This window comes from Amycolatopsis sp. AA4, from assembly GCF_002796545.1.
Taxonomy (GTDB): Bacteria; Actinomycetota; Actinomycetes; order Mycobacteriales; family Pseudonocardiaceae; genus Amycolatopsis.
The window spans coordinates 4,195,518-4,208,537 of record NZ_CP024894.1 but is presented as its reverse complement, the minus strand read 5'-3'; the positions used below and the strand labels follow the sequence as shown (position 1 = coordinate 4,208,537).

Sequence of the window (13,020 nt, the reverse complement as noted above, 5' to 3'; positions counted from 1 at the left end):
TGGGCCGGTGGTGCGGTTCAGGGTTTGTGCCACAGGTGGACGGTGGTGTCCGCCGTCGAACCGGACGTGGTGGCGACGGTTTTCCCGTCCGGGCTGACGGAGAGCGCGGCGATTCCGGGCAGGCCCGCGCCCTCCTGTTTCCCGTCGAGACGGAGGACGACGAGGGTGCCCGCCGAGAGCGCGAGCAGGTGCTGATCGTCCAGACCGGGCAGGACGAAGGTCAACCAGACCGTCCCGTTGCCCTGGTCGATCTGCGTGGGGGCCAGCGTGAAGCCCGGCCGGAGTTCCTTGTGCGCGGCGGTGTCCCACTGGTGCACTTTCGCCGGTTCGCGGGCGTCCCCGCTGGTGGTGATCAGTGTCCGGCCGTCCGGTCGGAAGGCGAAGCAGCAGAGCCGGTCGTTCTCGGCCATGGTGATCGGATCGCCCTCCGCTTTGAGCGAAGCCGTGTCCCACAGGCTGACCTGGCCGCGGTGGTCGAAGTGGCCGTCCCACTGGTACACGGCGAGCGTGCGTCCGTCGGGGCTGAACCCGTGTTGGCGGAAGGTGCTCGACGTGGCGATGCTGCCGACACGGGTGTGGTCGGCGACCCGCCACAGCTCGATCCGCTGCGGGGAGGCCATCGGCACCGCGACGAGGCTGCCGTCGGGGCTGAGCGACGGCCAGCTTCCGTTGACGTCGACGCCTTCGAGCACCAGCGGCGCGCCGGTTTCCTTGCCGGTCCGCGCCTCCCAGGTTTGGACGGTGAGCTGCGTGCTTTTCATCCGTGCGGCGACGAAGGAGACCCCGTCGAGACTGAACGCCCGCTCGGCCGGGACAGCGTCGGGGAAGGGGCCGAGGCGACGGCCGACCGGCTTGCGCGTGTCGACGTCCAGGATCTCCATGCTGAAGTCGGCGTTCACCGTGGCGAGCAGTCGTCCGTCGTGGTTGAACTGGATGACCTGCGGATGTCCGCGGGCGACGAGGAAGCCGGATTCGACGAGCGGCGGCTGCGGTGCGGGCGGGAGCGCGTCGGGTGCGGGCGGGCCCGGCCAGGCGATCCAGGCGGCGAGTCCGAGGATCGCCAGGGCGAGTGCGCCGATCAGCATCCGCCGCCGTGAGAGCGGGCGCGGCGGGGTCTCTGGTGTGTCGGCGATCTGGTAGATCACCGGGTCGGTCTTGTCCGGTATCGGCTGGCCGTCGAGGAATTCGGCGAGTTGGGCCGTGCGTTCGGCGATGAGCTGCTCGACGGCGGGCGGCCACGGAGCCGTGTCCGAGCCGAGTGCTTCGAGCAGTTGGGCGGCGGTGGGCCGGTCGGCCGGGTTTTCCGCGAGGCACGGGCGGAGCGGCTCGGGAAGCGGGGTGTCCGCGGCGAGAAGGGCACCGAGGGCGAGCAAGTCGTCGGCCGGGTCGGTGCCGGTCGCGCGGGGGACGAGCCGTGCCCCGGTGCTGGTGAGCCGGACGTGGGAGCGGTCGAGGTTTCCGTGGGCCAGTCCGGCGCTGTGGAGCTGAGTCAGGTCGGCCGCTATCCCGGCGGCCAGCCGGAGCACCACCGGTTCGGGCAGCGGCGCGGGCACGGCCCGCAGAGCGGGTCCGGGATGGAATTCCGAAGCGCGCCAGGGCATGGAGGCGTCCGGGTCGGCTTCGAACACCGCGCTCAAGGCGGCCGTTTCGGCGCGGAACCCGGTGTCCTCGCCGGTGAGCGGGAGCGTGAGCGCGACCAGCCGGTCGTCCGGTCCGCCGCCGAGCAGGACCCGGGTCGTGTCGTCCCGCGCGAGTTCCGCGAGCACGCGGTACTGCCCGAGCCAGAGCGGGTCGTCGACCGCGGGTCTTCGCATCAGCTGCCTCCCCAGTAGCTGTCCGAGAAGAAGGATCTTGCCAGGTTTGCGGCCGGGGAAGGTACGAGCGGGCAGAATCCGTTGTCGCCGCAGGCAGTACCGGGCCGGGGAGTGCTTGAATGCGATCATGGTCGCACTTCGCACTCTTGGCTCTTCCGATCTCGCCGTCTCCCCGCTGTGCCTCGGCGGGAACGTGTTCGGCTGGACCGCCGACGAAGCGGCTTCGTTCGCGGTGCTGGACGCCTATGCCGAGGCGGGCGGCAACTTCCTCGACACGTCCGATTCGTACATGTATCACTTCCCGGGCAACGAAGCCGGGCAGTCCGAGCGGATCCTCGGCAAGTGGCTCGCCGCGCGCGGGAACCGGGACGACGTGGTCGTGGCGACGAAGGTCGGCGACCACCCGCAGTTCAAGGGGCTGGCGCCGGCGAACATCAAGGCCGCGGCCGAGGAATCGCTGCGGCGGCTGGGGATCGAGCGGATCGATCTGTACTACACGCATTTCGACGACGAATCCGTGCCGGTCGGGGACATCGTCGCGGCGCTGGACGAGCTGGTGAGGGAGGGCAAGGTCCGCGCGATCGGGACGTCGAACATCAGCCCGGAGCGGCTGGCCGCGTCGCTGGAGTTCTCCGACCGCGAGGGGCTGGCGAAGTACGTCACGCTGCAGCCGAAGTACAACCTCGTCGCGCGGGAGTACGAGAGCGAGCGGCGGCGGATCGTGGAGCGGCACGGGCTGGCCTGCGTGCCGTATTTCGGTCTCGCGTCGGGGTTCCTGACCGGCAAGTACCGGCCCGGCCAGCAGGTGGACAGCATCCGCGATCTGCCCGGGCTCGCCGGGGGATACGCGGACACCGAGCACGGCGTCAAGGTGCTCGCGGCGCTGGAGGAGGTCGCGAAGGCGCGCGGCGCGGAGATGGCGACGGTCGCGTTGGCGTGGCTCGCGCAGCAGCCGACGGTGGCCGCACCGATCGCGTCCGCGCGCACGGTCGAGCAGGTTCCCGCGCTGGTCGCGATGCACGACGTGGAGCTGAGCGACGCCGAGCTGCGGATCCTCGACGCCGCCTCCACCTAAATCAGCTGTGCCGCGGCGGGTCCTGCGCCCCGACGCCCAGCACGCGGCCCAGCGCGATCAGCCCCTCGTCGAGGTGGCTCAGGCTGGACAGCACCGCGCGGGTCTCGGCCTCGTCGACCCGGTCGGCGACCGGGGTGCCGTCGTCGCGGACGAGTTTGCGCGTGCGCGTGCTGCCCGGGTTGCTGACCGACTCGTGCACGAGGTCGACGTTCGCGATGATCCGGCCGGCGAACTGGTCCAGGCGCTCCGAGACCGGGCCGGCGAGCTGGCCGGGCTGCGCGCGGGCGGCCACGTGCCGGGCGCGGAAGGCGATGCCCTCCAGCGTGGTCAGGACGTGCCAGCCGTAGTCGCGGCGGGCGCTGCGCAGGTTGATCGGGTGGGTGAGCGGTTCGATGGTGAGCCGCACCTGCTCGACCGCGCGGTCGAGGTCGCGGGACATCTCGATGATGTTCACGTTCTCGCGGCCGGACAGCAGCGTCGCGGCCGACTCGATGAACTCGTGCAGTTCGTCGAGCGCGACCGCGATGTCGTCGAGCATCACCGCGCGCGTGCGGACCGGCAGCACGACCACGGCGGCGAGCAGCCCGCACGCCGCGCCGACCGCGGTTTCGGCGACCCGGATCCACAGCACCTCGATGCTGAAGGTGCCGAGCAGGCTGTAGAGCAATCCCAGCATGCTCGTCACGAAGAACGCCATCAGGAACTGCGAGACCCGCGCGGTGTAGACCATGCCGAACACGCAGACCAGCAGCAACGCGAGGATCGCCGGGGTGTTGCCGCTGACCAGCAGCGCCAGCGCGACGCCGCCGACGATGCCCAGCAGCGTCCCGCCGGTGCGGCGCATCCCTTTCACGAACCGCGCGCCCGCGCTGGACGTGCCGATGAACACGACGAACACCGTCAGCACCGCCCAGTACCAGCGCTGCGGCGAGATCAGCTGCCCGGCCAGCACGGCGAGCCCGCCGCCGAGCACGGCCTGGATCGCGCCGCGGGTCTGATTGTCGTAGGCGAACGCCTTGGTCGGCTCGTCTTCCTCGTCCTCTTCGGCCGGGAAGTCCGCTCCTGCCTGGCGGCTCGCGATCCGCTGCGCCCGGTCGTCCGCGACGGCCAGTTCGGCGATCGCGCGGCGGACGCCGTCGCCGGGGTGCGCGCGCTCGTCGATCCGGCTGCCTTCCACGAGCATCCGGCTGTACTCGCCGGTCTCGCTGATCAGCGGCAGGTCGCGCGGGTCGCGTTCCATCAGCGACCGGAACCGGGCGAGCCGGGCCACCAGATCGTCGGCGACGCCCTCGGGCAGCGGCTGCGAGCACGTCCGCCGCACGGTGATCACCAGCCACTGCACGGCCAGTTCGACCTCGATCACCCGGCGGCGCAGCTGGTCCGCGCGCCGGTCGTCGACCACGTCGGGCGCGTGGTCCTCGATCAGGAGGACCACCTCGTGCAGCCGCTCCACCGACGTGCGGATCTGCCGGTTGCTGCGGTCCGAACCGCCGGACGAGATGTACGCCTCGGTCGCCCGCACCGCCGCGCCGAGCCGGGCGCGGAACGCCTGCCGGTAGCGGATCAGTTCGCTTTCGGCGTTGCGGCGCAAGAGAAGGAACCGCACGACCGCGTTCGCGGCGACGCCGACCGTCAGCGCGATCAGCAGGTGCGGCACCTGCGCGAGGTGCGCCTGCAGGAACATCGGGAAGAAGAACAGGAAGAACGCCATCGACCCGAGCGCGGTGCCGCGCGCGCCGAACCGCTGCACGTACACCGCGACGAAGATCAGCAGCACGAACACGATGCTGTCGAGGGGCGCGTAGGCGGAACCGAAACAGGCCGCGGTGATGGACGCGGCCCCCACCAGCAATGCGAGCAGAAGCGTGACGGCCTGGCCGCCGCTGGTGGCGTCGTTGACGGTGAACGCGCTCATCATCGCCGCGATGGCCGCGACGAGCGTGGTGGTGAGCGGGAAATGCAGCGGCTGCAGCGCGAGGACCGCGAGCACGATGCCGAGGACCGCCGACGCGGCCAGCCGCAGCCGGACGAGACCGGGGTCGGCTGCCGCCAGCCGGTCGAGGAAGGCGTTGCGTACGTCGGTGATCATCGGGCCAGCAGCTCCCACTGGGCGAGGGCGACGCGCCGCCGGGTCGAGGCGCGGACCCGCAGCCGGTAGTGCCGGCACGCGGCGGGATCGGCGAGCACGAACGGCCGGGTCTGGCGCCGCCAGCGGAACAGCTCGCCGGAGCGTTCGTCCAGGGTCCGCCACTGCTGGCCGTCGTCGGAGCCTTCGAGCACCCAGTCCCGCGGGTCGCCCGCGCTGCTGCCGGAGGTGAGCGTGTAGAGGACGACCTCGCGCGGCTCGCCTTCGGCAGTGAAGGCGATGGTCGGCCTCGGCGTGCGGAATACCGCCTGGGTGCGGCTCGTGTTGTCCGACAGGGCGCGGTGCGTGGTCCCGGGGAGATCGCGCAGCGGCGCGGGGGCGACCGGGGTGACCGGTTCGCTGCCCCAGCCGCCGGGCTCGGCGCGGACGTCGAACTCCAGCACCGCGCCGCGGGCGAGGACCGCGTGCGCGAGGGTGGCCGAAGGGTGCGGTTCGCCGTCGACCGTCAGGCCGTGCACGTACGGCGTGTCGGCCTCGCTGTCGGCGGTCGCGGCGCGGGGTGCTCGGATCACCAGGTCCTTTCCGTTCTCGAGGTGCACGGTGGCGGAGCGGAACAGCGGCGCGCACACCGCGTACCGCGGGCTGCCGACGGCCAGCGGGTAGAGGCCGAGGGCGGTGAAGACATACCAGGCCGACATTTCCCCGTTGTCCTCGTCCCCGGGATAGCCCTGGCCGAGTTCGCTCCCGAGGTACAGCCGGCGCAGCACCTCGCGGACGGTCCGCTGGAGTTTCGCCTGCGCCCCGGCGAAGGCGTAGCCGAACGGGATGTGGTGCGAGGGCTGGTTGGAATGCCCGTACTGGCCCATCCGGACGTCGCGGGCCTCGGTCATCTCGTGGATCCGGCCGCCCTGGCCGGTCTCCGGGGTGCGGAAGAACTCGTCGAGTTTCGCTTCGAGACCCGCCGGGCCGCCGTGGAGGGCGGCGAGACCGGGACCGTCGTGCGGCACGGAGAACGCGGTGTTCCAGGCGTTGGTCTCGACGTAGTCCGGGCCCCATGCGGTCGGATCGAATCCGGCGGCGGGATGCCGCCAGCCGCCGTCGAGGGTGCGGCCCTGGAAGAAGCCGATCCGGGCGTCGAAGTGGTTGGCGTAGTGCTGGGCGCGCTGGCGGAAGTAGACGGCGTTGTCGGCGAACCGGCGGGCCCGCGCGCCGCTGCTTTCCCGGGCGAGCGCGTCGGACAGGTTGGCGAGGCCGAAGTCGTTGAGACAGCCTTCGAGCGCCCAGGACAGGCCGCCGCGCGTCGAGGTCGGCGTGTAGCCGAGGAACACGGAGCGGTCGAGGCCCTTGCGGCCCACGCCCTTGCGCGGCGGGGCGACGGTGGCGTTCTTGAGCGCGGCGTCGTAGGCGGCCTCGACGTCGAAGTTCGTGACGCCCTTCAGGTACGCGTCGGCGAAGGCGACGTCGGAGCTGGTGCCGGTCATCAGGTCGGCGTAGCCGGGGGAGGACCAGCGGGCGATCCAGCCGCCTTCGCGGTACTGCTGCACGAAACCGTCGATCATCCGGCCGCACTGGCGCGGCGCGAGCAGCGCGTACGCGGGCCAGGCGGTGCGGTAGGTGTCCCAGAAGCCGTTGTTGACGTACAACTCGCCGTCCACGACCTTCGCGCCGGTGCGCCGCCGCGTGCTCGGCCGGTAACTCCGCACGACCGGGCTCGCGTGCCGGATGCCTCGCGGCGTGTTCTCGTGCGCGACGTTCGGATACAGGAACAAGCGATAGAGGCACGAGTAGAAGGTGGTCAGCTCGTCCTCGGACGCGCCTTCCAGTTCGACCCGGCCGAGCACCTCCTGCCAGCGTTCCCGCGCCTGGCCTCGCACCCGGTCGAACATCGTGCCCGCCGGGATTTCCAGCGCCAGGTTGCGTTTCGCCTGCGCGAGGCTGATCAGCGACGTCGCGATCCGCAGCGTGACCTCGGGGACGGAGAACTCCAGGCTCCCGGTCACCGTCCGCCAGAACGGCCGCCGGATCCGCCCGCCGCCGGACGGCCGCTGGTCCGCTTCGGCGTAGACGAACATCCGCCGCGCGCCGGTCGACAGCCCGCTCCGCACCCGCGTGTGCCCGGTGACGATCCCGCGCGCGGCGTCGATCCGGAGACCGCCGCGGTTGCGGGCGTTGTCGAACAGCACCCAGCCCCGGCCGTCCGGGAAGCCGAAGCGGAACATCGCCGCGTGCTCGGACGGCGCGACGTCGGCGGTGATTCCGCCGCGGAACCGGACGCCGTAGTGGTGCGGCCGGTCGGTCTCGTCGGCGTGGCTGAACGCCAGCGACCGCCGTCCGCGGTCCGGCTCGACCGGGCCGGCGCCGGGCATCAGGTGGAAGGTGTGCCGGTCGCCCATCCACGGGCTCGGCTGGTGGCTGAGCCCGAACGCCTGCAACCGCGGCTCGTTCCGCGCGTCGTTGTGCCGGTGGTAGGAGTAGAACCAGTTCAGCGCCCGCGCGTCGGTGACCGGGGTCCAGAAATTGAAGCCGTGCGGGACCGCGGTGGCGGGGAAGGTGTTGCCGCGCGAGAATTCGCCGCTGGAATGCGTGCCGCGCGTCGTGCGGACCCAGTCGACCGGGTGCTTGCGCTCCGTCGGACGCTCGGCGATCCGGACGTCGTCCAGCCAGCCCGTCCCGTCGCCGTCGAAGGCGGTCGTCAGCAGGATCCGCCGCACCCGCCGTCCGGCGAACGCGCCCAGCGGCCGCCGCACGAGGTTCCACTGGTCGACGTAGAGGTTCTTCGGCTCGGGCGCGAACCCGGCGCGGCTGCCGTCGTCGAACTCGACGTCGAGCGCGACGTGCGTGCTGCGGTAGGTCGGCACCGGACCGTCGGACGCCGGGAAGACCACATACGACAGTGCACTGTGGCCGGTGACCGGAATGTCCACCTCGAACAGCACGGCCGTCGGCCCGGCCTGGTAGCGCAACGCTTTCGCGCCGGTGAACCCGACGCCCGTCTTCGCCGTCGGAGACCGGCGCGGCCCGCTGTCCACCCGGAGCCCGGAAGCGACCGGCTGCGGATCGCCCGCTTCGAACGAGGAGAAGAACGCAGCCGTGGTCACGGCCCCACGGTAATCGCTCCCGCGCCGGCCGTGCCGGATCAGCTCACGGTGAGCCGGATCAACCCCGCGTCAGTGGAGGTGAACCCGCACGAGTCGAAGTAGAACGGGCGCAGATGCGGTTCGAAGTCCACGTGCAGCCACTCGCAGCCCGCGTCCCGGGCGGCGTCCCGCGCGCGCCGGACCAGTTCGCTGCCGATGCCGCGGTGCTGCCAGTCCGCGTGCACCTTCGGGTCGAGCAGGAACGCGTGGTCCGCGCCGTCCCACGCCAGGTTCGCGAACCCGACCAGCACGTCGCCTTCGTGCGCGCTGACCCAGCCGAGACTGTGCCGTTTCGCCCGGTCCCACCAGCCGGGTTCCGCGTTACCGCCGTGCGCTTCGGTGAGCGCGACGAGCTGCGCGTCGGTGAGGTCGGCGCGCCAGGAGTAGTTGATCTTCATCACCCGACGCTCTCACGCCCCGCGACCGCGAGCCACCCAATAACGCAGCGAAGGCCGCCCCGAGGACTCCCCGGGGCGGCCTTCGTCAACGATCGATCAGAGCGTCGCGCACTGTCCCGCGGACGGGCCGCGGACCGTGTTGGCGAGGTCGTGATCAGTCGGGGCGGGGGAGTTGCCCGTGCAGGCCAGCGGCCCGCCCACCGTGCTACTCGTGATCAGCGGTCCCTGGTTGCCGTTCAGGTTGACCGGGCCGGAGATGTCGGTCAGCTCGATCGACACCGGGCCGGTGCTGCCGGTGATCGACACCGGACCGGACACCTTCGTCCGGTTCAGCACCACCTGCGCCGCCCCGTCCGCCGCTACCGGACCGGTGATCTGCCCGCCGCGCACGATCAGCGAAGCGCCGCGCGCCACGTTCACCGGACCCGATACCGTCGCGCCGTTCAGGCACACCACGCCGCTCGACACGGTCAGCGGACCGTTCTGCACGCCGGTCAGCGTCTTCGTGCACGACGCGTCCGGACGGCCCAGCAGTTCGAACTCCGCCAGCGTCGCCGGACCGCCGGTGGTCGCGGTGATCTCGAGCCGGTAGTAGGCGTAATGCGCCGGGTTCTTCACCGCGAACGCTCGGGTCTGCTGCCGCCACGGGAACGACTGGTCGGTCTGCTGGTCGGCGACCGCCCAGTTCTTCCCGTCGTACGAGCCCTTCAGCGTCCAGCTCTTCGCATCGCCCGCACCGGTGCCGGAGGTGAACGTGTAGTGCGTGACCGCCTCGTCCGTCGACTTCAGCTGGTACTGCACCGCCCCGGTCACCTTCGCCTGCGTGCGCGAGGTGTTGTCCAGCAACGCCGACGCGTCCGAACCGTCCGAAGTGGACAGCGTGCCCAGCCCCGGCCCGGTCTCGTCGTGCAGCGGCGTCGGCACCGCGTCGCCGGTGGTGATCGACTTCGGCGCGTCGTTCGGGCCGGTGCCCCACGCCGACGGGTTCGGGCCCATGTCGAAGTCGAGCGTGGCGCCGTGGGCGAGCACGTCGTGCGGCAGCGACGTCGACGTCCAGTTCTTCCCGTTGACCTTCAGGCCCTGCACGTAGACGTTCTTCGCCGAGTTCTTCGGCGCGTTGATCACCAGGTCCCCGCCGGGCAGGTGCACGGTCGCCTTGGTGAACAGCGGCGATCCGATCGCATAGTTCGGGCTGCCCATCTGCAGCGGGTAGAAGCCCAGCGAGCTGAACACGTACCACGCGGACATCTCGCCGTTGTCCTCGTCGCCCGGATAGCCCTGGCCCAACTCGCTGCCGGTGTACAGCCGCGACACCGCTTCGCGCACCTTCGCCTGCGTCTTCGCCGGCTGGCCCGCGTAGTCGTACATGTAGAGGATGTGGTGCGAAGGCTGGTTGGAGTGGCCGTACTGGCCCATCCGCACGTCCCGCGCCTCCCGCATCTCGTGGATCGTGCCGCCGTAGCTGCCCGGGAAGTTCGCGGTCTCCTGGTCGGCGAAGAACGCGTCGAGCTTGGCGCCCAGCTTCTCCTTGCCGCCGTAGAGATTCGCCAGCCCGTGCCCGTCCTGCGGCACGGTGAAGGCCATGTTCCAGCCGTCGGTCTCGGTGTAGTCCCCGCCCCACTGGCGCGGGTCGTAGTCGGCCTTGGCCTTCGTGAACTTCCCGCTCGCGTCCTTGCCCTGGAAGAACCCGGTGCTCGGGTCGAACAGGTTCACGTACTGCTGCGCCCGGCTGGTGAAGTACTGGTAGTTCTCCAGGTACTCCGCCTTGCGCGGATCGTCCGCCTTGGCCTGGTCGTACATCTTCTTCGACAAGTTCGCGATGCCGAAGTCGTTGACGTAGCCCTCGATCGCCCACGAGAAGCCCTCGCCGGTCGAATTCGGCGTGTAGCCGAGGAAGATCGACTGGTCCAGACCCTTGCGGCCGACCGCCGAGTTCGGCGGCGTCACCGTCGCGTTCTTCAGCGCCGCGTCGTAGGCCGACTTGACGTCGAAGTTCGTCACGCCCTTCTGGTAGGCGTCGGCGAACGCGACGTCCGAGCTCGTGCCGGTCATCAGGTCCGCGTAACCGGGGGAGGACCAGCGCGCGATCCAGCCGCCGTCGCGGTACTGCTGCACGAACCCGTCCACCATCTTGCCCGCCATGTCCGGCGTGAGCAGCGAGTAAGCCGGCCAGGTGGTCCGGTAGGTGTCCCAGAAGCCGTTGTTGACATACGTCTGCCCGTCAACGACCTTCGACCCGGTCTGCGTCGCGGTGTCGGCGCCGGTCTTCGGCGACACCGGGCTCGCGTACTGGTACTTCGGCGCTTCCTTCGTGCCGACGTTCTCGAAACCTTCGTTCGGGTACAGGAACAACCGGTACAGGTTGGAGTACAGCGTCTCCAGCTGGTCCTTCGACGCGCCCTGCACCTCGATCACGCCGAGCTGCTTGTCCCAGGCCTGCTGCGCCGCGTCCCGCATCTGGTCGAACCCGGCGTTCGGGGCGATCTCCTGCTCCAGGTTCTTCTTCGCCTGGTCCACGCTGATCAGCGACGTCGCGATCCGCATCGTCACTGTCTTGTCCGCGCCCGCGGCGAACCGGAGGTAGCCGGTCACGTTGTCCCGGTTCTGCCCGGTCAGCTTCCCGCCGGTCGTGACGGGCTTGTCGAACGTCGCGTAGACGAACATCCGCCCGGCGCCCGCGGACAGGCCGCTCTTGGCGTCGGAGTACCCGCTGAGCGTGCCGTTCGCCGGGTCGAGCGTGAGCCCGCCGGAGTTGTTGACGTTGTCGAAGATCAGGCTGGAGTCAGTGCCCGGGAAGGAGAACCGCATCATCGCCGCGTGGTCGGCCGGCGCGATCTCGGTCTTGATCCCGTTCTGGAACGTGACGCCGTAGTAATGCGCCCGCGCCACCTCGTTGTCGTGCGTGAACGGCAGCGCCCGCTTGTCGCGGTTCGCGTCCGGCACCCCGCTCGCGGCCGACGGCATCACCTGGAAGCTCTGCCGGTCGCCCATCCACGGGCTCGGCTCGTGGCTCACGCTGAACGCCTGCAACTGCGGGAGATTGTCCGCGTTGTTCTGCGAGTGGTAGTTGTACAGCCAGCTCGCCGAACCCGCGTCGGTCACCGGAGTCCAGAAGTTGAAGCCGTGCGGCACCGCGGTCGCCGGGAAGTTGTTGCCCCGGGAGAACGTGCCGTTCGCCATCGTGCCGCGCGTGGTGAGCACGTTGTCGCTGGGCCGCGCGCTGGCCGGCGGCGTCGGCGTCGCGGAGATCTTCAGATCGTCCAGCCAGCCCGCGAACTGCGCCGGGCCGTTCGGGTTGTCGTAGCCGATCGCGATCCGGTCGATCGTCTTGCCCGCCGCGACCCGCCCGATCGCCGAACGCACCAGGTTCCACTGGTTCGCGTACAGGACCTTGCTCGCGCCCTGGCCCTCCGGCGTCAGCGGGAACCCGTACTGGTCGGTCGCGCCGAGATCGCGCAGATGCGTGCCGTCGGTGAAGTCCAGGTCGACCGCGACGTTCGTGCTCGGGTACTTCAGGTCGCCCTCGACGAACTGCGGCTGCACCTTGTACGACAGCTCGGTTGTCGCGGTCACCGGCAGGTCGACGTCGTAGACCTTGTTGTAGGAGTAGCCGTGCCCGGCCTTGGTATGGCTGCCCGAGTACCGGAACGCCTTCTTGCCGGTGAACCCGACCCGGTTCTTGCTGGTGTAGCCCGACGTCGGCCCGGAATCGACCACGCTGCGCATGTTCGGCAGCGGCGGCGGGGCCGGATCGTCGTTGGCCAGCAGCAGCTCGGACATCTGCATGATGCTGTCGCCGTTGTTGCGCGTGACATTCAGCCGGTAGTAGGTGTACGCGGCGCTCGGCGCGGCCAGCTTGTAGTCGTTCTGCTGGAACCGGTTGGCGAACGACTGCCCGGTCTGCTTGTCCAGATCCGTCCACTGCTGCGCGTCGTTCGAGCCCTGCAGCGTCCAGTCCCGCGGGTCGCGGCCGGGGAAGTCGTTGGCCGAGCTGATCGCGTAATGCGTGATCGACGTCGGCGCGGAAAGGGTGAACGTCACCGACGCGGTCGGGTCCCACGACAGCCACTTCGTGCCGGTGCTGCCGTCGACCAGGTTCGCGGCGACCTCGCCGCCGCCGGTGTTCTCGCTGGTCGCGCTGATGTCGGTGACCTTGCCCCGGATGTCGCCGGGAATCGCGGTGCCGTTGGCGCCGTCGACGCCCGAAGCCCGCGGCTTCCCGGCGGCATCGGTGTCGACAGCGTCCTGGATCGGTTGCGGATCGTTCGGCTCGAACGAAGAAACGAAGTCCGGCGGGGCGGCCTCGCCCGGCGCGGCACCGGCCGCGGCGGGCAGGACGACCAGGCCCGCCGCCGCCACCGCCGCGGCGAGCACGGCGTGCAACGGTCTGGCGCTTCGGGGCATCATTGCTCCCAGTTCGTCAGGGGATCGGGGGCCCGGGACAACGGACGTCCCGGGGCCCCGGAAGCTCAACGCGCGGGTGACATCGATGTCAAGACCGCCCCGGAAT

General features: G+C 70.5%; 6 protein-coding genes. 1 reads left to right on the top strand and 5 read right to left on the bottom strand.

Annotation, left to right across the window (positions count from 1 at the left end):
• Positions 1 to 17: 17 nt before the first annotated feature.
• The gene (locus CU254_RS19560; protein WP_037714208.1) at positions 18 to 1,814 is read right to left on the bottom strand and encodes a hypothetical protein; all 1,797 of its coding nucleotides are present in this window, start codon (positions 1,812 to 1,814) and stop codon (positions 18 to 20) included.
• A gap of 127 nt (positions 1,815 to 1,941) precedes the next feature.
• Between CU254_RS19560 and CU254_RS19555 the strand changes: the two genes are divergently transcribed.
• On the top strand, positions 1,942 to 2,889 hold the full coding sequence (locus tag CU254_RS19555; RefSeq protein WP_009078654.1) for an aldo/keto reductase: 948 nt from the start codon (positions 1,942 to 1,944) through the stop codon (positions 2,887 to 2,889).
• Position 2,890: 1 nt separating this feature from the next.
• Here CU254_RS19555 and CU254_RS19550 read toward each other — a convergent pair whose 3' ends face one another.
• The 4 genes from CU254_RS19550 to CU254_RS19535 form a co-directional block, all read right to left on the bottom strand.
• Positions 2,891 to 4,978, bottom strand: a complete 2,088-nt coding sequence (locus CU254_RS19550; protein ID WP_009078650.1) for an FUSC family protein — start codon at positions 4,976 to 4,978, stop codon at positions 2,891 to 2,893.
• Entirely contained in the window at positions 4,975 to 8,073 is a 3,099-nt protein-coding gene (locus CU254_RS19545) for a GH92 family glycosyl hydrolase (protein WP_037714206.1), read from the bottom strand. The genes CU254_RS19550 and CU254_RS19545 overlap by 4 nt, the downstream gene beginning before the upstream one ends.
• Positions 8,074 to 8,111: 38 nt before the next feature.
• Positions 8,112 to 8,510 (bottom strand): GNAT family N-acetyltransferase, encoded by a 399-nt coding sequence (locus tag CU254_RS19540; protein WP_009078646.1) that lies wholly within the window; start codon positions 8,508 to 8,510, stop codon positions 8,112 to 8,114.
• A gap of 96 nt (positions 8,511 to 8,606) precedes the next feature.
• On the bottom strand, positions 8,607 to 12,914 hold the full coding sequence (locus tag CU254_RS19535) for a GH92 family glycosyl hydrolase (RefSeq protein ID WP_037717520.1): 4,308 nt from the start codon (positions 12,912 to 12,914) through the stop codon (positions 8,607 to 8,609).
• Positions 12,915 to 13,020 lie beyond the last annotated feature (106 nt).

Bases quoted from the DNA above. Each gene is read 5' to 3' on its own strand.
- CU254_RS19535 (WP_037717520.1), bottom strand. From the start codon at position 12,914: ATGCCCCGAAGCGCCAGACCGTTGCACGCCGTGCTCGCCGCGGCGGTG.
- CU254_RS19555 (WP_009078654.1), top strand. From the start codon at position 1,942: ATGGTCGCACTTCGCACTCTTGGCTCTTCCGATCTCGCCGTCTCCCCG.
- CU254_RS19540 (WP_009078646.1), bottom strand. From the start codon at position 8,510: ATGAAGATCAACTACTCCTGGCGCGCCGACCTCACCGACGCGCAGCTC.
- CU254_RS19550 (WP_009078650.1), bottom strand. From the start codon at position 4,978: ATGATCACCGACGTACGCAACGCCTTCCTCGACCGGCTGGCGGCAGCC.
- CU254_RS19560 (WP_037714208.1), bottom strand. From the start codon at position 1,814: ATGCGAAGACCCGCGGTCGACGACCCGCTCTGGCTCGGGCAGTACCGC.